Here is a 23,082-nt window from a genome sequence, read left to right on the forward strand (position 1 = left end):
GTCAAACTATTCGTAATAGCAGCAAGGAGACAACAGCAATGCAAGACTGGACCCTGACATTTGAACAACAAAGCGCTTTGGAACTGGCCCAGGTGGGTGGTAAAGGCCATGGCCTGGCGCTGATGGCCCAGGCCGGCATTCCTGTTGCTCCGGGCTTCATCATCGCCACACCCGCCCACCGGTATTATCTGGATAAGACGGGCCTGGGCGAACGTCTGCGCCAGGCCATGGACGGCATCGACAAAAACAGTCTGGAAGCGCGCGAAGCCCTTGAGCGTGAAGTGGTGGCGTGGTTTGATCATACGCCCATGCCCGACGAGCTTCGTGAAGCGGTCATCCAGGGCTATGGCGACTTGTCGCGCGCCCTGCACCTGCCCGACCTGGCTGTCGCCGTACGCTCGAGTGCCACGGCTGAAGATACCGAAGGCACCAGTTTTGCCGGTGAATATGAAACCTATGTGGGCATGAAGACCGGCGATGAGGTTGAACTGCACGTGCGTCGCTGCTGGGCCAGCGCGTTCTCGGCACGTGCCCTGGGGTATGCCTGGAAAAACAACATCGATCCGCTCACCATCCATATGGCGATCGTCATCCAGAAAGTCGTCGATGCCCGCGCTGCCGGGGTGATGTTCACGGTCAGTCCGACCACAGGCGACCGCTCCCGCATCGTCATTGAAGCCTGCCATGGCCTGGGCTTGGGCGTGGTGGGCGGCGACGTCACCCCCGACCGTTTTATTGTGGCCAAGGTTGAAGGTCAGGTGATCGACCACATTCTGGGCGACAAGCATCTTGAATACGGGCCCGATGGCAAAGCCCACCCGGTCGACGCGGCCCGGCGAGAAGTATTCAGCCTCAGTGACACCGAGGTCATTGCCTTGTCAAAGGTCGGAAAACGGCTGGAGCGCATGCGCGGCGCCGCGCAAGACATCGAATTCGCCATTGACCGCGAACTGCCCGCCGGCGACAACATCGTCCTGCTGCAATGTCGTCCCGTCACCGTGACGGCACCCAAAACGGCTTCCACACTGGACAAGGCCCTGGGTCACCTGACGGCCAGTGTGCTGGCGGCCGCGCGCTGATGACGCGTTCGCTTCACCAGCAATCCGTTTCGCTGAATCGCAACGACTTGCTGAGCGGTGCCGACTGGTTCGGCACCCTCAGCGCGCTTGCTCAAGCCCGGGTCAGGCATGACCTGATCGAACGCAGTGTCGCGGCGGGCGAGGCTCTGGGCCATCAGGGTGAAATGCAGTTGTACTGGTTTGGTGTGATGGAAGGCTTGCTGAAATGGTCAGTCAGTGCGATTGACGGTCGCACAGTCACCCTTGGCGGACAATCCGTAGGCAGCTGGTTCGGCGAGGGCACACTGGTTCGGGGCAAGCCGCGACAGTCCGACATCATTGCCCTTCGCCATAGTCGTGTCGCCATGATTCCACGCGCCACCTTCAACTGGCTACGCCAGAATGAAGCCGTATTTAACGATTTTTTGTTACGCCAGGTCAACGAACGCATGCACTGGTTCATGGGCAGCATGGCCGCACATCGGTTGCTGGACGCAGAACATCTGGTGGTGCGGGCGCTGTGGGGTCTGGTCCACCCCTTGCTTAACCCGCTGGGGCTGCATCACCTGCTGATTTCACAGGAAGAGCTGGCCAACCTGGCCATGGTATCGCGGCAACGTTGCAATATGACGCTGGTCACCCTGAAACGCGAAGGGCTGATCGAACTGGGCTACGGCGCCATTTCAATCCGTGATATCGATGCGCTGGCCGCCAGAATGCGCTGACGACCCTGAAGCGTTTGCGTTTCAACGTCGTCTACAGCACCACCGCCCGATTGCGACCACGGCGCTTGGCTTCGTACAAGGCCTGATCCGCCTGATCCAGCAAGCTCACTGCTTCCGAAGCGTCATTCAACACGCGACCTGCACAACCCACGCTGATGGTGACGTAATCGGCGATGGGCGAGTAGCCATGCACAATTTGCAATTGGCGTACGGCATCACACAAGCGCTGGGCAACCGCCAGCACACGGCCTGCATCCGTTTCCGGCAAAATCGCCACAAACTCTTCACCCCCATAGCGGGCCAGCAAATCACCCGGGCGGCTGATGGCTTTGTTCATGGCCGCTGCCACCCTCACCAGACACTCGTCACCCCGACCATGACCATAGTTGTCGTTGTAGGCCTTGAAGTAATCAATATCGATCATCAGCACCGACATGGGCAGGCCGTTACGCGCCAGACGATTCCCTTCTTTGAGCAGTATCTGGTCAAAATAACGGCGGTTGGCAATTTGCGTCAGGCCATCGATATTCGACATTTCTTCAAGCATGTCGGTTTTTGACTTGAGGCTCATCTGGTTGCGAATACGCGCACGCACAATCGGCAGGTGAAACGGCTTGGTAATGTAATCAACCGCGCCCAGATTCAAACCCTGCTCCTCCTCAACCGCCTCGGTCAGGGCGCTGACGAAAATAACCGGAATCTGCTGGGTAGCCGGGTTGTTTTTAAGCTCGCGACAAACGGTGTACCCATCCATATCGGGCATCATGATGTCGAGCAGAATCAGGTCTGGCGGATGACTGCCTTGTGCAATCGCCAGCGCTTTTTCACCCTTGCCGGCTACCTGGATGATGTACTCGTCTTTCAGGTAGTTCGCCAGCATTTTGACATTGGCCGGCACGTCATCCACGATCAGCAAGGTTTTGCGCTCATCATCCGGATCAGCACGAACTGCTGACCGAGACGTCGCTGCACTCTCAGGTGCCGGCTCATCGGGTTCAAGCCATTCTCGCAAGCCGCGTGTCAAAGACGCCGCATCAAAGGGTTTGCCCAAATGGGCATTCATACCGGCGGCCATCGCACGCTCGCGATCCTCGACCAGACCCGCCGCCGTCAGGGCAATGATCGGCACATTGGCATCAAGAGCACGGATCTGACGCGCCGCCTCATAGCCGTCCATCACCGGCATCTGGATATCCATCAGCACCAGATCAACCGGTTGAGACTTGAACAGGGCAACCGCCTGCTCACCGTTTTCTGCGGTAATAACCGAAGTACCCATACGGACCAGATAGGCCTGCGCCACTTCTGCATTGACAGGGTTATCGTCAACCACCATGACGCGCCGGCCGGTGAACTGAACCAATGCCCCCCGGAAAGACTGCCCTCAAGGACGGCACTTTCGTTGTACGGGAACCGTTGGAACAAATCAAGCAGCCGGCTGCGCAACACGGGTTTGGGAAGCACCGGAAAACTGTCTTCGGGTAACTGGCTGGCCTGGGCCAGCGCTTCGGTACCCGCCAGAAACAGACGCGGCATCGGAACGCGCTTTTCGTGCAATACGCTGCGCAACCGGCGCAAGGTATTCAGCCCGGTCAAGGGGTCAGCGACCAGTCGACAATAATGGCCTGATACGGTCGACCGCGATCACAGGCGTCAACCACCAGTTCAAGCGCCCGACTGCCATTATCGGTAGCATCCACCTGTCCGCCACACGCCGCCAGGGTTTCAACCATGGCCTGCCGCGCCAGCACATTGTCTTCGACAACCAGGATGGCGCGTGGGACACAATCACAGCCTGCCCAACGGGGTGACATTTCGACGGAACCATCCAGCGCAAATACCAGGACAAACTCAAAACGGGTACCCTCGCCCTGGCGGGTTTCCACCTGAATGCCATCGCCCCCCATCAGCTGCACCAGTGCCTGACTGACCGGCAACCCCAACCCGGCACCGCTGTAACGGCGCGCGCTGGAGGTGTCTGCCTGAGAAAACGGTTCGAACAAATGAGGTAAATGGTCGGGAGAAATACCCGGTCCGCTGTCAATTACCCGAAACTGAACCCGGACCTGCTGACCCTGTACGCTCAGCAGCCGCGCCTGCACGGCCACGCAACCCGCCTGAGTGAACTTGATGGCATTGCCCACCAGCTTGAGCAAAACCTGACCCAGGCGTAACGGATCCCCCTGCAGCGACGGCATAATCGCCGGATCAACATGCAAGACCAGCTCAATGCGTTTTTCAGCGGCGACCCGCGAAAACATGGCCGCCAGTTGCTCAAAAACTTCGTCCAGCGCAAACGACTGCACCTGAATCTTGAGTTTCTGATCTTCAAGACGCGAGTAATCAAGAATGTCGTCAACCATCAGCAGCAATGCCCGTGCGGCCTGGCGGATCTGCTCGGTACGCCGTCGCAACAAGGGTGACAACGACGCATCACCCAGCTGCAGGTCGGCCATGCCGATAATCGCATTCAACGGAGTGCGAATCTCGTGACTCATGTTGGCCAGGAACGCTGACTTGGCCCGATTGGCGGCATCGGCCTGGGTTTTGGCATCGCGAAGCTCAAGATTCTGGCGCGCCTGGAACTGGATCAGGCTGTTGAATGCATGCACCAGCTGACCAACCTCGTCTGCATTGACGACATCAAGCGTGCCCATGGGACGCGCGCCATTAATCATGCTGCGGACATCGGCGGCGGCCTGCTCAAGCGGACGCAACTGCCGACGGATCGAAACCGTCACCAGCGCACCGGCCACAATGACCAGAAACAAGGCCAGTACCGCGAGTTTCAAGAGCAACGCATTCACGGGTGCCAACGCCAGATGAGCCGGCAAGGTATGAATCACGACCCAGTCAACCATGCGTAACGGCCTGACTGAATAGATAACCTGTTGCTCATCAAAAGAAATCGCCTCGCCTTGCAGATGGCCGGCGCGAATCTGTTCGACAATCTCGTTATCCTGCAATCCATCCAGTGGTTTGAGCGACAGGTCGGACACGGTAGACGCCACCAGCACGTCACGCTGCGGGTCGACTACGTACAGCTGCCCTCCCATATCCAGCTGATGATGCGCCACCTGATTCAGCAGATTGTCCTGGGCCAGCCGCGTAGCGCCGAAAATCATGCCCAGCAACTCGCCATCGCGGGACAGGATCGGTGCAATGATGATGAACATGGGTTCTGGCGTTGCCTTGCCGATCACGGGTGGTGAAATCACTGCCCTCTTTTCGGTCATCACCTGCTTCATGTGCTCACGGTCGGCTGTATTACGCCCTACCCTGCCGGGCAGGATCGGTGAATCAATAATAATCGTGCCATCCGCATCGGTAATGACCAGGCCATTATTGAAAGCGGTACGCAGCATGACACGACTGTCCAGTGTGCGCCGCAGCTCTGGCAACGAACGCAGGGCCAGCCCATCATGTAGCAAATTGGCAAATACCACCAAGGCTTCACGGCGTTCAGCCAACTCGCCGTCAATGTGTTCAGCAATCAGACCGGTCAGCTGATTTTCATGGGCCAGAATCTGCTCGCGGTTATCTTTATAGGCCGCCAACCCGACCACCAGGGCAGACAGGACAGCGGCAAGTGCCACCGCAACAAGGACGATCAGGGTAAGCCGTTTGGCCAGCGATGATGAAACGCGGAAAGTCGCCATGGTTTACAGGTTCTCAAGCGCGGCTTGAAGCTTACCCATGGCCAATGCAGCAGCATCAAAGTCCAGGGCATCAAGCGCCTGCTCAAGGACTCGCCAATGGCGTTCACGCACCGCTGCAGGCAACTGACGGGCCACACGGGACAGCTCGTCTTCGCTGATAAACTGATTGCCACAAATCGCCACGGAAAGCCTGTTCAGGGCGGCCCGCGCAACGTCGGGATCAACCCCAGCCCCCGAAGGCGTCACCCAGGCCTCTTCGGCCTGATGTTCGGCAAGGTATTGCCCGGCCTGATGGACATATTCACGGCGGATGCGCTCGTAGCGCATGACCAGATCCGGCGCGGGAACGTCCTGTTGCTTGAGCAAGGCATCCAGCGCCATTGCCACCGCGGCCAGCTCTTTCATGGCCAGATTGCCGGCCACTCCTTTCAGGCTATGAACCAGGCTCTGGGCCACCACAAAATCAGCGGGAGTACTGCTGGAATCAAGATGCTCGAGCATGTGGGTCAACTGGGCATACGGCCCTTGCAACTGCTGGTGCAACTGACCAAGTGATTTACGATAAAGGGTGGTATCCCCCATCAGGCGCTCAATACCCTCGGCGGCATTCAGGTAATCCTCCGTGGCCTCGTTCGCGACAGCCGTTTGTACGGGCAGCCGCTCCGCCACCGGGCTCATAGCGTCCGGTACCGCAGCCTCCGCGTTTTCAAGCGACGTGGCCCGTGACAGGGGCAACACAAAACTGAACGTAGTCCCCACGCCGGGCTGGCTGTCAAGTGCAATATCGCCTCCGCCCATGGCATGGACCAGACGCTGGGAAATGATCAGGCCAAGGCCGGAGCCCCCGTATTTTCGGCCGATTGAATTATCAGCCTGGCTGAACGCCTTGAACAAACGCCCCCGTTGGGCCTCTGTGATGCCGATACCGGTATCTTGCAGCGTAAAACGCAACCAGTCACTGACATCGTCGCTTTTCTCAAGGACGACCGTCAGACCCACCTGGCCCTGGGCGGTAAATTTCAAGGCATTGCTGAACAGGTTCTGCAAGACCTGGCGCAGCCTCAGGACATCGCCTTGATAAACAACGGTATCAAGACTACCGGTACGTACCTGAAGATCAAGCCCTTTTCGCTGGCAAGGGGCTGGAACAAACTCACGACCGGACCAACCGCCTCGGACAACGCAAACGGACGAGACTCCAGCGTGAGCCGCTGCGCCTCGATTTTTGAAAAGTCGAGGACATCATTAAGCAACTCAAGCAAATTGCGGGCAGACTGGCCGATTTTCTGCAACCGGTCGTGCAACACCGCAGGATCGGTATCGTCCAGACCCAACTGGCTCAGACCGATGATGCCGGCCAGTGACGTTCGCACTTCGTGGCTCATGCTGGCCATGAAAACAGATTTTTCCTGATTGGCCTGTTCGGCCTGGGCCTTGGCCTGTTCCAGAGCCTGGCGCGATTGAACAATAGTATCGATACTGGTGTAGGTACCCATGACGAGCACCGGCCGCTGCTGGCTGTCAACCTCAATGACCTTGCCGCGCGACTCAACCCAGGTCCAGCCGCCTTGGGCATTGCGAAGCCTGAATTGGGAACGGATCCGGGTGTCGGGCTGCATGACGCTTGCTCGAGCAAAGACATCCGGAGCATCGTCAGGGTGTATCAACGTGCGCAAGACATCAAGGTCAAGCGGGAACTGGCCGGACGTATACCCCAACAACGTCCAGGCCTCGTCAGACCACTGAATGTGATTTGTATGCAGGTCCCAGCGCCAGACCCCGATTTTTGACGCTTCAAGCGTCAGCCGAAAGCGGGTCTGGGTTTCCTGCAGCTCATCAGCCTGGCGTTTTTTTCGGTGATGTCATAAACATATCCATGCCAGAGTACCGAACCATCATCAAGCCGCTGCGGACTGGCCTGGCCGTTCAGCCAGCGCTCTGGCAGGCCTGGCCGGCAAATACGAAACTCTTCTTTCCAGAGGCCAAGCGTGTGGGCCGAGTGCTGAATGCTTTGCTGGACACGCGACAAGTCATCGGGATGCAGCAGATTGAAAATGGTGCTGGCATCGGCCACCGCCTGTTCGGCCGTAACGCCATAAATACGATAAACGCCCTTGCTGACATAAGGAAATGCCCCGTGTCCGTCAGGATAAAGCACAAACTGGTGCAAAACGCCTGGCACATGCTCGGACAGCCGGTTCAGGCGCTCGGCCAGCCCCGCCATACCGGTATCTGCCGAATGCTGGTACAACAGATCGGCCGCCGACCCGGTCGCGACATGACTGGCGTCGTCATCGGCAACCCCCAACATGAAATAACGCGACCACCCTGTTTTACGCGACATCACCAGCCCTCCGCGGCTGACACAAATGAAAGCATTCTAGTACAGCTTGAAAAGATCACGCAGAACGGATCACTGGTTTTGACGAAACGCCTCAATAGCACGTGCACGTGTGACCTTCAGGTCAACCATCATCGCCGGATAGCCACATGCCACACGCTGCGGGCCTGACGGGTCATGGATGTCGGACGCCGGAACCCGGGCCAGTTCAGGCACCCAGCGACGGATAAACGTCCCCTGCGGATCAAATTTTTCAGACTGGCTGACCGGATTGAACACACGAAAATAAGGTGCAGAATCGGCCCCGGTTGATGCGCTCCATTGCCAGCCACCGTTGTTGGCCGCCAGATCGCCGTCAATCAGGTGGCGCATGAAAAACGCTTCGCCCTTGCGCCAGTCAATCAGCAGATTCTTGCTCAGAAACATGGCGACAATCATGCGCAAACGGTTATGCATCCAGCCGGTAGCCAACAACTGGCGCATGGCCGCATCGACAATGGGCACACCGGTTTCCCCGCGGGCCCATCGCGCGAAGTCGTCGGGTGCTTCGCGCCACGCCACACCCAGAGTTTCCTGCCGCATCGGCTGATGCATCGACAGCGCCGGATAAGCCACCATAAGATGCCAATAGAACTCTCGCCACAACAACTCGGTAATCCATGTCACCACACCGGTCTGGCCCGTGTCGAATTCGCCCTGGTTCACGCCCAGTGCGGCATCCAGGCACTGACGTGCGGAAACCAGCCCGGCCGCCAGATACGGGGACAAGGTGCTGGTTCCGTTCAAGGCCGGAAAATCACGATCTTTCTGGTAACTGGCCACCCGATCGGCAATGAACGCGTCGAGCCGACGGTGGGCCTCGGCGGTTGACGCGGGCCATTGCGCCTCCATTCGTTGCGATACGTCAGCCGGCAAGCCAGCGACCTCAAGACGCGCCATCAGGACATCTGGTGCAGGCATAGCCTGAACCTGCAGGGGCACCCTCCATGAACGCCCACCAGGTGCAGCAAGCGGTCGTAACGGCGCTGCCCGCAAGCGGGCACGGCACGCTTTGGCAAACGGCGTGAAAACACGATAAGGTGCCCCTGACCCTGTCTGTACGGTGCCCGGCTTAAGCAAGGTGGCACCATCAAAGCCAGTCAGTGCTATGCCGTGCCCGGCCAGCAACCGATAGGTGGCACGATCACGACGACGTTCGTTCACCCCGTACTCGCGATTGCAGAAGACCTGCTGCACACCCAGCGACTGACACAGATCAAGCAAGGCCTGGGGGACGTCTGACCAGGCATCCGTATTCAACGCAACCAGCGGAACCCCCAGAGCCTCCAGCTCGGCGCGCAATGACGCCAGTGCTCGACGCCAGAAGTCGATTTTGACGGGTGCATCACCGTGCAACCGCCACTGATCCGGGGAAACAATGTATACGCCAACAACGGGCCCTGCCCCGGCGGCAGCCAGCAAGGCCGGTTGGTCGGCGATACGCAAATCATTACGGAACCAGCACAGGGAAATAGGGTCTGACATGAATACTCATACTATCCGGAAATTGAAACACGGCCTTAAAGCCTGTTTGAAGACCAACCCTTAAAATTAGCATCAAACGCATGCCCTGCCCAGCAAAAACCCGGGGCTCTGAAACGTCAACCGTTACACTACAGTCTTGGGTACATTGACGACCCGTTTCCTGCAGCGTGAAAAAACGTTGCTACCATTCGCCCTAACGTGACTGCAGCCCCGCAGCCTCATCGACCTCGATACACCGCATGCTTGATTCACTTGTTCATCGCCTGAAAAAATCACGCCCTGTCCATATCACTGCCGCGCTGGCCGTCATCGGCGCAGCGTGGCTGGGTGCTTCACCCGACCACGGGCCGGTCGCCGCCACCCAGGTTCTTCAGTGCACCGTCAGCCACGTGCATGATGGCGACACCCTTCGTGCCGACTGCCCCGGTCGCAAGAAATCCGCTCGCGTGCGGATCCGCCAGATCGACGCACCTGAACTGGACCAGAAATACGGTATTGCATCGCGTGACTACCTGCGCCAGATTTGCCGTAAAGGCGACCTTGTTCAACTGAACGTGAGCAGCGTCGACCAGTATGACCGGTTGCTGGCCGATGTGCAGTGCAGCGGCACTGACGTCGGCATCACCATGGTGGGCGCCGGCGCGGCCTGGGTATACGACCAGCATGTCGAAAACAAGGCGTTGGTTGATGCCCAGAAACAGGCCCGTCAGGCACGCAAGGGGTTATGGCGCGACCACGACGCCGTAGCCCCTGGCAATTTCGCCGTGAACAACGTCAATAACATTTCTGATATCTGCCATGACAGCCTGGTCCATACTTGATCTCGTCCGCATCCGCGACAACGGCAATGCCGGTATTTCTTTGAACAATGCCCGTGATCTGGCCGCCCATGCCGAACACTGGGGTTACACCCGATTCTGGATGGCCGAACATCACAACATGCCGGGCATCGCCAGCGCCGCAACCTCGGTGGCCATTTGCCACGTTGCGGCAGGTACGTCAACCATTCGGGTCGGTGCCGGCGGCATCATGCTGCCCAACCATTCACCCTGGTCATCGCCGAGCAGTTCGGCACACTGGACGCTTTATTCCCCGGGCGAATCGACCTGGGACTGGGCCGCGCACCCGGTACCGACCAACTGACATTGCGTGCACTGCGCCGCCATCCCGGCAGCGCCGACGCCTTCCCGCAAGATGTCCTGGAACTTCAAGCACTGCTGGGCCCCGTACAACCTGGCCAGCGCATCCGTGCCATTCCCGGTGCCGACAGCAATGTACCGCTGTGGATACTCGGGTCAAGCACCTTTGGTGCTGCGCTGGCGGGACAGTTCGGGCTGCCCTATGCGTTTGCCTCGCACTTTGCGCCAGACTACCTGTACACCGCCCTGGAAACGTACCGGTCACAGTTCACACCGTCGGAGCAGCAGGCAACGCCCCACGCCATGGTGGGTGTGAATATTATTGTGGGCGACACCGACCAGGAAGCCCGCCGCCTGGCAACCACCCAGCAAATGTCGACCACCCACTTGCTGCGGGGCGACCGCTGCCCCAGCAAACCACCCATTGACGATATCGACAGCTACTGGAGCCCCGAGGAAAAGCGCCAGGCACAACGCATGCTGGGGTGTTCAATTATCGGCAGCCCGCAAACCGTGCGTAACGGCCTTGAGGCGCTGCTGGAACGCACACGCGCCAATGAACTGATGATCGTGTCTGATGTTTATGATCATCAATTACGTCTGCAATCGTACCAACGCATCGCCGACATCATGAAAAGCCTGGCGGCATAATTCCGTCCGGACGATTTTGACCAATCGGCCACCTGACTCTGGACAACTGGCGCTATGAACCCCGATGATCTTGAAAAACTGGTGTCCTGGCCGATGCCCTTCGGCAAGTACAAAGGCCGGCTTTTGGCCGACCTTCCCGGGCACTACCTGAACTGGTTTGCCCGCACCGGGTTCCCGCCGGGCGAACTGGGGCGCCTGCTGGCCTTGTTACAGGAAATGGACCACAACGGCCTGAAACCGTTGCTGGCCCCTTGCGTCAATCACGCCACTGACACCGCACGCCCCGCCCAAACCGCCTACTGGCTTTCGAGGAAGCTCTTGAGCTTGTCGGCACGACTGGGATGACGCAACTTGCGCAATGCCTTGGCCTCAATCTGGCGGATACGTTCACGTGTGACATCAAACTGCTTGCCCACTTCTTCCAGCGTTTGGTCAGTGCTCATTTCGATACCGAAACGCATGCGCAGCACTTTGGCCTCACGCGGTGTCAGTGAGTCAAGCACCTCTTTGACGACATCACGCATGGACCCCTGAAGCGCCGATTCGGACGGCGACAGATTGGCCAGATCTTCGATGAAATCACCCAAATGGGAATCGTCATCATCACCAATGGGCGTTTCCATGGAAATTGGCTCTTTGGCTATTTTCAGGATCTTGCGAACCTTGTCTTCGGGCATGTCCATTTTCTGCGCCAACGTTGCCGGATCGGGCTCAGCCCCGGTTTCCTGCAGGATCTGGCGGTTGATCCGGTTCATTTTATTGATCGTTTCGATCATGTGAACCGGAATACGAATGGTACGGGCCTGATCGGCAATGGAACGCGTAATGGCCTGACGAATCCACCAGGTGGCATAGGTCGAGAACTTGTAGCCGCGGCGGTACTCGAACTTGTCAACCGCCTTCATGAGCCCGATATTGCCTTCCTGAATCAGGTCAAGGAACTGCAAGCCACGATTGGTGTACTTCTTGGCAATGGAGATCACCAGACGCAGGTTGGCCTCGGTCATTTCGCGCTTGGCCTTGCGAGCCTTGGCCTCGCCGGTCGCCATACGCTTGTTGACATCTTTGAGATCTTTCAGTGGCAACACGACACTGGACTGAAGATCAATGAGTTTTTGCTGTGTCTCTTGCACCGCCGGGACGTGGCGCTCGAGTGTTTCAGAATACGCGTGACCCGCGGCCACTTCGGACATGACCCATTCGAGATTCGTTTCGTTGCCCGGAAACACCTTGATGAAATGCGCGCGTGGCATACCGGCACGGTCGACACAGATACCCAGCACTTCGCGTTCCAGCTTGCGAACTTCAGCGACTTGATCACGCAAGGTATCGGCCAGTTTTTCGACCATTTTCGCAGTAAAGCGAATACCTATGAACTCATCGAGGATGGCTTGCTGGGCCTGCTGATACGCTTCGGAATGGTAGCCTTCGGTTTCAAACGCACGACGCATTTTTTCGAACCACTGACCGACCAGATCAAACTTCTTGAGCGACTTGGTGCGTAACAGTTCAAGCTGCTTGCTGCTCATGCCGCCTGCGGGGCCGTCGTCCTCGTCACCCGAGACGCCAGAACCGGCATACTCTTCACCTTCCTCGTCGATCAGGCCATCGACCACTTCGTCGATTTGTGCCTGACCATCGCGCACGCGCTGGATGTGGCCCAGGATTTCGTTGACGGTTGTCGGACACGCGGCAATCGCCATGACCATGTGCTTGAGGCCATCTTCGATACGCTTGGCAATTTCAATCTCGCCTTCCCGTGTGAGCAGCTCAACCGTACCCATTTCGCGCATATACATACGCACGGGGTCGGTGGTGCGACCAAAGTCGGAATCTACCGTCGTCAGTGCGGCTTCCGCCTCGTCTTCGACATCGTCATCGCTGGACGCAACGGGTGCGTTGTCGTTCAGCAACAGCGATTCGGCATCAGGGCCTGGTCGTAGACCGAAATACCCATGTCGCTGAACGTGCTGATGATGCCGTCGATCGCTTCAGCATCGACCAGATCATCGGGCAGATGGTCGTTGATTTCGCCATACGTAAGGTAGCCACGTTCTTTACCCAGCTTGATCAGAACCTTCAGCCGGTTGCGACGGGCCTCTTGTTCTTCAGGCGTCAGCTGGCTGCGGGTCGGCACATCTTTGTCACCCTTGCCACGCTTGCCGCCGCGCTTGGAAATCGGCTTGAGTTCGGGAATGACTTCGGCTTCGATATCGATGTCACCATCGTCGAACGGCGAGCTGTCATTATTGGCGGCTTTGGCCGGACGGCCAGGACGACGGCCCGTCGGCGTACGTGCCTTGCGCTTTTTGGGCTCGGGGGCAAGATCATCGTCGAAATCAAAATCGTCAGATGATTCGGCCTCAGCCGCCGTCTTGCGTGCCGTGGTTTTTTTGGCTGCCTTTTTCACAGCCCCTGTCGCTACAGACGTTTTGGCAGCGGTTTTTGTAGCCGCCATCGTTTTCGTCTTTTTGACAGAGTCTTCTGCCGCATTCAGGGTCTGATCAGTCGCTTTTGTCATAGTCGCTTCCGTAGACGCAATTAAACCCGCTGGCAAAATTTACCAACGGAAATTGCAGGGAAAACCATATCTTTAGTGCACGAACAGGCCCGGTCAGACCGCCGCCGCTGGTTTGATGCCAGAAAAGATTGCCCTGACCAAGCTTTGGGTTACAGGGTAAAAAAGGCCACCAACCATCGGGGCAGCAAAGCCCGGGTTACAGTTCATGCAATTAAAGACGATATAAAACCTTTTATTTTACCGCAGTTAAGTATTTTCAACAGTGTTGTTCAAGCACCCGCCTCAACCACGCCCAAGCTGCGCCAGCCGCTTGCCGAGCAACTGGTAGCGCTCGCGCGATGCAGCGTCTTTAAGGCCGCCGGCAACCAGCTGGGACTGCTCGGTCTTGATCAGATCAAGCTCAACCTTGCGCAAGGCATCGTTCCACTCTGACTTGGGATCGGGCAAGTCATCGTGACCCAGCAGGTCTGCCCCGAGATCGGACAGCACCGCAGCCAGATCAGAACCGGGATCAGCGGCTTCGAGCAACGCACCGGCATGACGAGCCCCGGAGTCACTGATCAATGCAATCAAATCCCTGACAAGAGTTAGATTGGGAACTCGCGCCAAAGTTTCAAGCTGCTGATCACCCAGTGTCTCCACAAGCTCTGGATGCGCAACCAACAGGCGTAACAGGCGCTTGGCCATGGATGTAACGCTGCGATTACCGGAACGACCTGCGGCCGGGGCACGGCCTTTGCGCCGACCCTGGTCTTTCGCCTGCCATAGTTTCAATGACGCAGCCGTAACCGGTGCCGCAACTTCAGGAAAAACATCTCCGGCTCACCCTGCCAATGGTCGTCACCCATATCGGGCACCCATTGACCATCAACGCTGGAATCCGGTTCATGCGACTCGAAAAACGGCCCTGGCATGTCTGAAGACAAATCAGTGATCGACGCTACGGGTAGTGATACAGCAGCAGGACGCCGCCCCGTCACATCAGGCGTCACCAGCATGGCGGAAAGTTCTTCCGGCGTCAGCAAGACCCTGCGAGCAAACTCGCGTTCGATCTGGACTTTCAGGGTAGTGGCCTGCGGCAACTGAGCCAGCAAAGGCCTGGCCTCGTGAACACACGCTGCACGGCCTTCGGCTTCGGCCATGGTGTGACGGGCAGACAGCTCGTCAAGCATGAACGTCGACAAGGCCGGAGCCTGGCCCATCAGTTCGCGAAACGCCTGGGCGCCATGTGCCCGAACGTATGAATCGGGATCGTGATCATCAGGCAGAAACAGAAACCGGATGGACACATCATCGCGCAACAGCGACAGGCAGTTCTGCAACGCCCTCCAGGCCGCACGCCGCCCGGCCTTGTCACCATCAAAACTGAAGATGACCCGATCACTGGCGCGCAGCAGCTTCTGCACATGCTGGGGTGTCGTCGACGTACCCAGAGTGGCCACCGCATTGCACAGCCCGGATTGCGCCAGCCCCACCACATCCATATACCCTTCGACAACCAGCACGCAGCCTTCTGCACGAATGCCGGCACGCCCTTCCCACAACCCATAGAGCTCAAGACCCTTGGAAAAAATGGGCGTATCGGGCGAATTCAGATACTTGGGCTCCCCTTGCCAATGACGCGCCCGCCGAACCCGACAAGGTTGCCGCGCGCATTACGGATGGGAAACATGATCCGCTCGCGGAAGCGATCATAACGCCGGCCGTCTTCAGCCTCAATGACCAAACCGGCCTCGACCAGGAGCGGATCTTCGTAATGACTGAACACCGTCGCCAGACCACGTCGATCGGAGCCTGACCAGCCTAGCCCGAACCGTGCCGCAATCTCACCCGTCAACCCCCGGTTTTTCAGATAATCAGTTGCCAGCGGCGTCGCCTTGAGCTGCCTCGTGTAATGCTGCTGGGCAGCTTCCAGCAATTGCTGGTGCCGCGACACCTCTTCTTTGCGACGCCGTGAAGCCGCCTGAGCTTTGGGTGACCGTTGTTCTTCAGGCACAACCAGCCCGGCATTGGCCGCAAGCGTGCGAACTGCCTCGGGGAAACTGGCCCCGGTATGCTCGATAAGAAAGGAAATAGCCGTACCGTGCGCGCCGCATCCGAAGCAATGATAAAACTGCTTGGTGGGACTGACAGTAAAAGAGGGGGATTTTTCGTTGTGAAAAGGACAGAGGCCAAGCAAGTTGGCCCCACCTTTTCGCAACTGCACATATTGCCCGACTACATCAACAATATCTACCCGGGCAAGCAGGTCTTGTACAAATGATTCAGGGATCAATACAGACGTGGGGGCAGTTGCTGGCTACGAATGCGCTTGTAGTGACGCTTGACAGCAGCAGCCGCTTTGCGCTTGCGCTCGGCTGTGGGCTTTTCGTAGAATTCGCGCGAACGCAGTTCGGTCAAAAGACCATTTTTTTCGATGGTGCGCTTGAAGCGACGCAGTGCGGCTTCGAAGGGCTCGTTTTCTTTAAGACGAACGGTAGGCATGTATTCGGTAGCCTTTCTGTTAAAAAGTTAAAAATCTATAGAACCAAATCGGTTAGCCTAAGACTATAGCACGAATCAGCTATTTCTGACACCCTTACGAACCCAGGCTTCCAGCTGATGCGGACGCAGACTGTCGTAATCTTCAAACGGCTGGTGAATCCAGGGGTTGGTCGGCAGCTTGTCAACGAAGTAATCGGGCGTTGCCTGAGCATGCCCTTTCCACCACAGCACAGCGCTGCGCAACTCGGTAATGGCAGGAAACTGCTTGCGCAGATGCTCACCAACCTTGATGAAGGTCATGCCGGTGTCAACCATGTCGTCAACAAGCAACACTTTACCCTCGAGGGTGCCACGAGTGATGGTTATGAACTGGGCAATATCCAGAGCGCCCTGCTCGGTGCCGGCCGCTTCACGGTAGCTGCTGGTGGCCAGAATACCCAATGGGACGTCAAACACACGCGAAAGAATGTCACCTACACGCATACCGCCACGTGCAAGACAAATGATCTTTTCGAACTCCCAGCCCGACTCATGAATATTAAGGGCCAGACGGTCGATAAGGGCGTGATACTGATCCCAGGAAACCCAAAGGTCACGGTCGGTACTTGGGGGCAAAGTCATGGCAGAAAACCTGTCTGGTGTAAAAGGAACGTAATGATAAACCGCTATCGCCGCAACGAAAAGCCGCACAAAAAAACAAGGCCCCGGTACAACACAGTACCGGGGCCTTGTTTTATGCGATTAACCGTTGAACGGATGACGCAACACGATAGTCTCGAGGCGATCGGGGCCGGTGGAGACCATGTCGATAGGCACATCGCAGACTTCGGCAATGCGCTCGAGATAACGACGCGCATTGACCGGCAGCTTGTCGTACTCGGTAATACCCACTGTTGACTCTGTCCAGCCGGGCATCTCTTCGAGAACCGGCTCGGCTTCAGCTACATTGCTGGCGCCGCACGGCAGCACATCAAGGAACTGGCCTTTATAACGATAACCCACACCGATTTTGAGGGTTTCAATACCATCAAGCACGTCAAGCTTGGTAATGCACAGACCCGAAATGCCGTTGATCATGACCGAACGTTTCATGGCTGCGCCATCGAACCAGCCGCAACGACGCGGACGCCCGGTGACCGAACCAAATTCTTTGCCAACTTTGGCCAGATGCGAACCAATGTCATCGTGCAGTTCGGTGGGGAACGGGCCCGAGCCTACCCGCGTTGTGTAAGCCTTGGCAATACCCAGCACATATTCAAGCGCCTGGGGACCGACACCCGCACCCGCGGCCGCAGCACCTGCCACGCAGTTGCTGCTGGTAACGAACGGATACGTACCGTGGTCGATATCGAGCAACGCACCTTGCGCACCCTCGAACAACAAGCGACCACCCGCCTTGCGAACCAGATTCAGATTATGGGACACGTCAGCCACCATGGGCTCGATCTGGGCCGCCAGCGCCATGGCTTCATCACGCACCTGGCTGGCGGAAACAGCTTCCGCACCCAGATACTGGGTCAGGACAAAATTATGATAATCAAGTGCTTCGGCGAGTTTTTCGTCGAATACGGCAGGGTTATAGAGGTCTTGCACACGAATAGCGCGACGGGCAACCTTGTCTTCGTACGCAGGCCCGATACCCCGACCCGTCGTACCGATTTTGCCATCACCCTTGCGACGCTCGCGCGCCTGATCAACGGCAATGTGATAGGGAAGAATCAACGGGCACGACGCAGAAATCTGCAAGCGCGAACGAACATCAAGACCGGCGGTTTCAAGCTCGACGATTTCTTTCAGCAAGGCTTCGGGGATAACACCACACCGTTACCGATGTAGCAGGTTAACCCGGGGTGCATGATGCCCGACGGAATAAGACGCAAAATTGTCTTGGTGCCATTAATCCAGAGCGTATGACCGGCATTGTGACCGCCTTGAAAACGTACGACACCCTGGGCAGACTCGGCCAGCCAGTCAACGATCTTGCCCTTGCCTTCGTCACCCCACTGGGTGCCGATAACCACGATATTCTTGCTCATGTTGCGAATTGGAAAAAGCTAGTCTGTACAACAACTATTTGGTTAACCCATGCGACCCGGCAGGCTTATGCCCCGGCGGAAATCGCTCGAATGACCCACTGCCCCTCGTGCAGCACCAGTTCACGATCGACCTGGAACTCGTCAAGGGCGTGCGGTTGGCCCGGAAGCACTTGCACAACAATTTCACCAGCCTGACGCAGCTGACGAATGGCCTGAACCAGCCCGTCTTCGGTACCCCATGGCGCCTGAATGGCCCGGGCCAGCGGCGGTGCGCCAAGCCCGGATGAAAGTTTGCGAAGATCGAGACTGAAGCCTGTGGCCGGACGCACACGACCAAAGGCCTTGCCAACGCCGTCATAACGACCACCTCGCACCAGGGCATCATGCCAGCCCTGCGCATAAATAGAAAACACCACACCGGAATGATAGGCATAACCGGCGCCTGCATCGGCCAGATCGATACTGAAGGCATAGTCGGGCAATGCCACAACCAATGCCTTCAGGTCGGCAATCGCCTTGAACACGGCAGGCAATCGGGGCAACTGACTGACCGCAGCATCGAGCACATCGGTAGTACCGTACAAACGGGGCAATGCCTGCAACGCCTGAACGGTATCGGGCCGAATACCGTCAAGGGCAGCACACAGGCGCTGAATACCCGAGACATCTTTTGAGGCCATCATGTCTGACAGTTCGGCCTGAAGATCGGGATCTGCCAGCGCCGGATCAGCATCGATAATGGCACGGAATATACCGGGGTGATTCAGATCAATACGGGCATCTTTAACACCCGCCGTGTGCACGGACTCGACTGCCAGCTGGATCACCTGAATGTCGGCTTCGACGCCCTCGTGACCAAAAACTTCGGCCCCGATCTGAAGCAATTCGCGATCGGAGAGCAAGTCGGCAGGCCGGGCATGCAAGACCGTGCCGCAGTAGCAAAGCCGGGTGACACCCACGCGGTTCAGCAAGTGGGCGTCAATGCGGGATACTTGCGGCGTAATGTCGGGGCGCACGCCCAAGGTTCGCCCCGACAACTGATCAACCAGCTTGCAGGTACGTAAATTAAGGTCGCTACCCGAGCCCGAAAGCAGGGAGTCGAGGTATTCGACCAATGGCGGCGCCACGAGCTCGAAGCCGTGCGTACGGTAAAGGTCGAGTAACTGACGCCGCAACTCTTCGATGCGGCGCGCTTCAGCGGGAAGGATATCAGCCAGATGTTCTGGCAATAACCATTTGGACATGCGACAGACCTGAAAACTGTTTACAAGCAAGCAAACAAACAAAAAGCGACTTGGGGCGTAAGCCCGCCAAGTCGCTTGCGGAAGTATTTCAACTTACGGCGTATTGTAGCGCGTTTTACCCGATGCGTCAGACCAGAACCTGAAGAAGTCGGACTTGGGACTCAGCACCAACGTATCGTTGGTATTCGCAAACGCGGCCTGATACCCTTCCAGGCTCTTGTAGAACGAGTAGAAGTCAGGATTGCGACCATAGGCTCTGGCATACAGGTCTGCAGCCTGGGCATCGCCCTGACCTTTGATCTGCTGGGCATCGGCATAGGCCCTGGCAACGATTTCCTGGCGCTCCCGGTCGGCTTGCGCGCGGATACGCTCGCTGTCAGCAGCACCGGTGGCCCTAAGACGGTTGGCTTCTTCCTTGCGCTCGGCTTCCATACGACGGTAAACCGATTCAGAAATTTCAGGGGCAAAATCGATACGGATCAGGCGAACATCAACGACCTCCACACCCAACGGCTGTGCACGACGATCAACGTTGACCAACACCTCGCGCATGATGTCGCTGCGCTCGCTGGAGACTACCTGCTTCACCGTACGTACGTTAACTGCAGCGTTAAGCGCATCACGGATTTGGGCGCTGAGACGCTCTTCGGCCGCACGACGGTTCAGGCCAAACGTAACGTAGTACAGACGCGGGTCGGCAATACGCCATTTGACGTATGAATCAATAAGCAGGTTCTTCTTTTCAGCAGTCTGGATGCGCTCGGGATCGCGCGACTCAATGGTTTGCAGACGGCGATCAAGCTTGACGACATTTTCAAAAGGTGGGGGCAGCTTGAAATACAAGCCCGGTTCAACCAGTGTTTCACGCACTTCGCCAAGCGCAAAAACCAGCGCGGCATCGCGTTCGCGAACCACAAAAACACATGAGGAAGCGACGGCCAGCAAAATGACCAGACCAACAAGATAGGGAAAGAAACGTTGCATGATGGTAAGCCCTTTTAGCGCGAATAGGGATTCGACAGAAGCGAACCCGCAGCCCCGCCATACGGACTGTTGTTAGTGCTGGAAGTATTGGATGCACCGCTGTTACGCGACGGCGCCGCTGCCGGTGCCGCAGGCGAGGCTGCAGATGAAGCCGCCGCCTGGGTTGCGGCATCGGGCGTGCGCGCCGCCTGCTGCATGATCTTGTCCAGCGGCAAATACAGCATGTTGCTGCTCGCTTCGCTGTCAATGAACACCTTGCCCGCTTTCTCGTAGATGGACTGCATGGCGGTCAGGTACATGCGCTCGCGCGTGACTGCAGGCGCCTTGGCGTATTCGGCCTCGATGCTTGAAAAACGGGCGCTTTCCCCTTCGGCACGACTGACAACGGCAACGCGGTAACCCTCTGCCTCTTGAATCAGACGGGCAGCCTGACCCTGTGCCTGGGGAATAACGCCGCTGGCGTAGGCATTACCTTCGTTGATCTGACGCTCGCGGTCTTGGCCGGCCTTGACGGCATCATCAAACGCCGCCTGTACTTGCTCGGGGGCTGAACGTTCTGGATAGCCACTGTACTGACCTGGATACCGGTTTGATAACGATCGAGAATTTCCTGGGCAATCCGCTGGACGTCGGCAGCAATCTGCGTACGCGCCGAATACAGCACGGAATCCATCGGCTGACTACCCACGACTTCACGCATGGCCGTTTCTGCAGCCTGGCGGACCGACTCGTCGGGGTCTACCGTTTTAAACAGATAATCGGGCGCACCATTCGGCATGAGGCGATACTGCACAACATACTGCACATCCACGATATTCTCGTCGGTCGTCAGCATTAATGATTCGGGTAGTACCTTGTTACGGGCCGAACCACGAAAACCGACTTCAAAGGTACGCAGTTGTGAAATGTTGACGACCTGATTTTCTTCGATAGGATATGGCAAATGCCACTGCAAACCCGGGTTCAGGGTTTTCGTGTACTTGCCGAATTTGGTGACAACCGCCACCTGACCTTCCTGAACAATGACGAAACCACTGGCCAGCCAAAGCAGCAACAAAACGACCAGGCCGCCGATAAACAATTTGGGAGAGCCCTTGGGCAACTGCACCGGCGTACCGCCTCCGCCATCGAAGCCACCGCCACCGCGGCGACCTTTCTTGCCGAACAACGAACCGACACGATTATTGAAATCGCGCCAAACCTCGTCGAGGTCGGGAGGACCGCCATTGTTGCCCTGATTGTCATTGGGTTGACGTGGCGGCTCGGAGCCCCTTTGCCACGACCCCAGCCGGGATCATTCAAGTTATATATTTTCGACATTAAACGCATTATTTCCTGCGACCTGACCTGATTCAACAATCGCCTGACGCACGCCATCCAGGCCCGCCCGCGTCAGAGCACTAACGAATACGCGCACAATGGTACCATGTTCATCACGCTCTACCCGCGGCTCGTATCCGGCCTCGTCGATTTTGTTGTAGACCATGATTCTCGGGATATCACCGGCCCCGATATCGTCCAGCACCTTGTGAACCTCAAGGATTTGCTCATCGCGCTGGGGACTGGACGCATCGACAACATGCAGCAGCAAATCGGCCTGAACCGTTTCTTCAAGGGTGGCCCGAAATGCTGCGATAAGCGTGGGCGGCAAGTCGCGAATGAATCCGACCGTATCCGAAATAACCACCTGCCCCGCTCCGTCAATCCATAATTTTCGGGTGGTTGTATCCAGTGTGGCAAACAATTGATCTGCCGCATAGGCACCCGCGCGTGTCAGCGCATTGAACAAGGTGGATTTGCCCGCGTTGGTATAACCTACCAGCGAAACCGACATGATGCCGCCCCGCATGCGCGACCGGCGCTGCGTAGTGCGCTGGCGCTGGGCCTTATCGAGGCGTTCACGCAATAACCGGACTTTGGCACCGATCATGCGCCGGTCCATTTCAAGCTGTGATTCACCGGGCCCGCGCATACCAATACCCCCGCGCTGACGCTCAAGGTGAGTCCAGAGGCGTGTCAGCCGTGTCGACAAATGCTGCAACTGAGCAAGTTCAACCTGCAGTTTTCCTTCGTGACTTTTTGCACGTAACGCAAAAATATCGAGAATCAAGGCAACCCGATCAACCACCCTGAGATTCAGATGACGCTCGATATTGCGCTGCTGCGCCGGCGAGAGGGGTTGGTCAAACAAGATAATATCTGCGGCCTGCTCATCGGCAATCAGCTTGGCTTCTTCGAGCTTGCCTTTACCAATGAAATACGCCGCGTCAGGACGCTGACGACGGGCCACCAGATGCCAGACGATATCGGCGCCAGCCCCTTCCGCCAGCATGATGAACTCGGCGGAATGCGCTTGAAAGTCGGGGTTACCCAAATCGACGCTTATAACTAAAGCTTTCATGTATGCCTGAAAAACGAACTGCCCGCCGGCGCACTAGGCGCGGCGGGCAGCACAAAAACAAAATCGGCGGCGGAATCAGTCGGACGAGGAGTCATCGAGCTGAAGATTGACCGGACGCGCAGGAACAACGGTGGAAATGGCGTGCTTGTAAACCATTTGAGTAACAGTATTGCGCAGCAGCACAACGTACTGGTCGAACGATTCGACCTGCCCTTGCAGCTTGATGCCATTTACCAGGTAAATGGATACGGGGACGTGCTCTTTACGCAGCGCGTTAAGAAAGGGTCTTGTAATGTTTGCCCTTTATTGCTCATT

15 protein-coding genes and 6 pseudogenes are annotated in these 23,082 nt (G+C 57.3%); 5 read left to right on the forward strand and 16 right to left on the reverse strand.

The genetic code is table 11. From position 1 onward, the window contains the following. The first annotated feature begins 38 nt into the window (after positions 1-38). Together N7E01_RS00710 and N7E01_RS00715 are read left to right on the forward strand one after the other, a co-directional pair. A complete protein-coding gene (locus N7E01_RS00710) occupies positions 39-1,079 on the forward strand; it encodes a PEP/pyruvate-binding domain-containing protein (RefSeq protein ID WP_289174070.1) in 1,041 nt (346 codons plus the stop codon). Beyond that, on the forward strand, positions 1,079-1,783 hold the full coding sequence (locus N7E01_RS00715; RefSeq protein WP_289174072.1) for a Crp/Fnr family transcriptional regulator: 705 nt from the start codon (positions 1,079-1,081) through the stop codon (positions 1,781-1,783). Before N7E01_RS00710 ends, N7E01_RS00715 begins: the two co-directional genes overlap by 1 nt. A 31-nt stretch (positions 1,784-1,814) precedes the next feature. Here the strand turns inward: N7E01_RS00715 and N7E01_RS00720 are convergent, their stop codons facing one another. The 6 genes from N7E01_RS00720 to N7E01_RS00745 form a co-directional block, all read right to left on the reverse strand. Beyond that, complete coding sequence (locus tag N7E01_RS00720; RefSeq protein WP_289174074.1) at positions 1,815-3,119, reverse strand: PleD family two-component system response regulator; 1,305 nt, start codon at positions 3,117-3,119, stop codon at positions 1,815-1,817. A 256-nt stretch (positions 3,120-3,375) separates the two neighbouring features. Continuing rightward, complete coding sequence (locus tag N7E01_RS00725; protein ID WP_289174077.1) at positions 3,376-5,442, reverse strand: hybrid sensor histidine kinase/response regulator; 2,067 nt, start codon at positions 5,440-5,442, stop codon at positions 3,376-3,378. Positions 5,443-5,445: 3 nt separating this feature from the next. After that, a complete protein-coding gene (locus N7E01_RS00730) occupies positions 5,446-6,489 on the reverse strand; it encodes an ATP-binding protein (protein ID WP_289174079.1) in 1,044 nt (347 codons plus the stop codon). Positions 6,490-6,503: 14 nt separating this feature from the next. Continuing rightward, positions 6,504-7,274 (reverse strand): sensor histidine kinase, encoded by a 771-nt coding sequence (locus tag N7E01_RS00735; RefSeq protein WP_350495054.1) that lies wholly within the window; start codon positions 7,272-7,274, stop codon positions 6,504-6,506. After that, positions 7,244-7,786, reverse strand: a complete 543-nt coding sequence (locus N7E01_RS00740; RefSeq protein WP_289174081.1) for a PAS domain-containing protein — start codon at positions 7,784-7,786, stop codon at positions 7,244-7,246. Before N7E01_RS00740 ends, N7E01_RS00735 begins: the two co-directional genes overlap by 31 nt. Before the next feature lie 69 nt (positions 7,787-7,855). Beyond that, on the reverse strand, positions 7,856-9,307 hold the full coding sequence (locus N7E01_RS00745) for a cryptochrome/photolyase family protein (protein WP_289174083.1): 1,452 nt from the start codon (positions 9,305-9,307) through the stop codon (positions 7,856-7,858). A 239-nt stretch (positions 9,308-9,546) separates the two neighbouring features. On the opposite strand from N7E01_RS00745, the gene N7E01_RS00750 reads away from it, so the two are divergent. The 3 genes and pseudogenes from N7E01_RS00750 to N7E01_RS00760 all read left to right on the forward strand — a co-directional run bounded on the left by N7E01_RS00750 (position 9,547) and on the right by N7E01_RS00760 (position 11,442). Beyond that, positions 9,547-10,128 (forward strand): thermonuclease family protein, encoded by a 582-nt coding sequence (locus N7E01_RS00750; RefSeq protein WP_289174086.1) that lies wholly within the window; start codon positions 9,547-9,549, stop codon positions 10,126-10,128. After that, positions 10,106-11,097 (forward strand): annotated as a pseudogene (locus N7E01_RS00755) (LLM class flavin-dependent oxidoreductase). The gene N7E01_RS00750 and the pseudogene N7E01_RS00755 overlap by 23 nt, the downstream one beginning before the upstream one ends. Before the next feature lie 54 nt (positions 11,098-11,151). Beyond that, positions 11,152-11,442: a DUF3820 family protein gene (locus tag N7E01_RS00760; protein WP_289174088.1), complete on the forward strand. Its 291-nt coding sequence runs from the start codon at positions 11,152-11,154 to the stop codon at positions 11,440-11,442. Here the strand turns inward: N7E01_RS00760 and rpoD are convergent. The 10 genes and pseudogenes from rpoD to hfq form a co-directional block, all read right to left on the reverse strand. After that, positions 11,394-13,618 (reverse strand): annotated as a pseudogene (rpoD, locus tag N7E01_RS00765) (RNA polymerase sigma factor RpoD). The gene N7E01_RS00760 and the pseudogene rpoD sit on opposite strands and share 49 nt — an antisense overlap. A gap of 282 nt (positions 13,619-13,900) precedes the next feature. Continuing rightward, positions 13,901-15,893 (reverse strand): annotated as a pseudogene (gene dnaG, locus N7E01_RS19215) (DNA primase). Continuing rightward, a complete protein-coding gene (gene rpsU, locus N7E01_RS00780) occupies positions 15,890-16,102 on the reverse strand; it encodes a 30S ribosomal protein S21 (protein ID WP_289174093.1) in 213 nt (70 codons plus the stop codon). The pseudogene dnaG and the gene rpsU overlap by 4 nt, the downstream one beginning before the upstream one ends. A gap of 75 nt (positions 16,103-16,177) precedes the next feature. Then, entirely contained in the window at positions 16,178-16,723 is a 546-nt protein-coding gene (locus N7E01_RS00785; protein ID WP_289174095.1) for a phosphoribosyltransferase, read from the reverse strand. A gap of 120 nt (positions 16,724-16,843) precedes the next feature. Beyond that, positions 16,844-18,138: pseudogene (locus tag N7E01_RS00790) on the reverse strand (adenylosuccinate synthase). 65 nt (positions 18,139-18,203) lie between these two features. After that, positions 18,204-19,382 (reverse strand): ATP phosphoribosyltransferase regulatory subunit, encoded by a 1,179-nt coding sequence (locus N7E01_RS00795; protein ID WP_289174097.1) that lies wholly within the window; start codon positions 19,380-19,382, stop codon positions 18,204-18,206. 93 nt (positions 19,383-19,475) lie between these two features. Further along, positions 19,476-20,366 carry a protease modulator HflC gene (gene hflC / locus N7E01_RS00800; protein ID WP_289174099.1) on the reverse strand — a complete coding sequence of 297 codons (891 nt, stop codon included), beginning with the start codon at positions 20,364-20,366 and terminating at the stop codon, positions 19,476-19,478. Positions 20,367-20,380: 14 nt separating this feature from the next. Further along, positions 20,381-21,695, reverse strand: a pseudogene (gene hflK, locus N7E01_RS00805) (FtsH protease activity modulator HflK). After that, positions 21,670-22,767: a GTPase HflX gene (gene hflX / locus N7E01_RS00810; protein WP_289174101.1), complete on the reverse strand. Its 1,098-nt coding sequence runs from the start codon at positions 22,765-22,767 to the stop codon at positions 21,670-21,672. The pseudogene hflK and the gene hflX overlap by 26 nt, the downstream one beginning before the upstream one ends. 75 nt (positions 22,768-22,842) lie before the next feature. Then, a pseudogene (gene hfq / locus N7E01_RS00815) lies at positions 22,843-23,081 on the reverse strand (RNA chaperone Hfq). Between the last annotated feature and the right edge of the window lies 1 nt (position 23,082).

The sequence above is a fragment of the Neopusillimonas aromaticivorans genome, assembly GCF_030344915.1.
In the GTDB taxonomy this organism is placed as follows: Bacteria; Pseudomonadota; Gammaproteobacteria; order Burkholderiales; family Burkholderiaceae_B; genus Neopusillimonas; species Neopusillimonas aromaticivorans.

Coding starts and splice junctions, on each gene's coding strand:
- N7E01_RS00745 (WP_289174083.1), bottom strand. CDS start 9,307: ATGTCAGACCCTATTTCCCTGTGCTGGTTCCGTAATGATTTGCGTATC.
- hflC (WP_289174099.1), bottom strand. CDS start 20,366: ATGCAACGTTTCTTTCCCTATCTTGTTGGTCTGGTCATTTTGCTGGCC.
- N7E01_RS00750 (WP_289174086.1), top strand. CDS start 9,547: ATGCTTGATTCACTTGTTCATCGCCTGAAAAAATCACGCCCTGTCCAT.
- N7E01_RS00715 (WP_289174072.1), top strand. CDS start 1,079: ATGACGCGTTCGCTTCACCAGCAATCCGTTTCGCTGAATCGCAACGAC.
- N7E01_RS00710 (WP_289174070.1), top strand. CDS start 39: ATGCAAGACTGGACCCTGACATTTGAACAACAAAGCGCTTTGGAACTG.
- rpsU (WP_289174093.1), bottom strand. CDS start 16,102: ATGCCTACCGTTCGTCTTAAAGAAAACGAGCCCTTCGAAGCCGCACTG.
- hflX (WP_289174101.1), bottom strand. CDS start 22,767: ATGAAAGCTTTAGTTATAAGCGTCGATTTGGGTAACCCCGACTTTCAA.
- N7E01_RS00795 (WP_289174097.1), bottom strand. CDS start 19,382: ATGTCCAAATGGTTATTGCCAGAACATCTGGCTGATATCCTTCCCGCT.
- N7E01_RS00785 (WP_289174095.1), bottom strand. CDS start 16,723: ATGACTTTGCCCCCAAGTACCGACCGTGACCTTTGGGTTTCCTGGGAT.
- N7E01_RS00725 (WP_289174077.1), bottom strand. CDS start 5,442: ATGGCGACTTTCCGCGTTTCATCATCGCTGGCCAAACGGCTTACCCTG.
- N7E01_RS00760 (WP_289174088.1), top strand. CDS start 11,152: ATGAACCCCGATGATCTTGAAAAACTGGTGTCCTGGCCGATGCCCTTC.
- N7E01_RS00720 (WP_289174074.1), bottom strand. CDS start 3,119: ATGGTGGTTGACGATAACCCTGTCAATGCAGAAGTGGCGCAGGCCTAT.
- N7E01_RS00740 (WP_289174081.1), bottom strand. CDS start 7,786: ATGTCGCGTAAAACAGGGTGGTCGCGTTATTTCATGTTGGGGGTTGCC.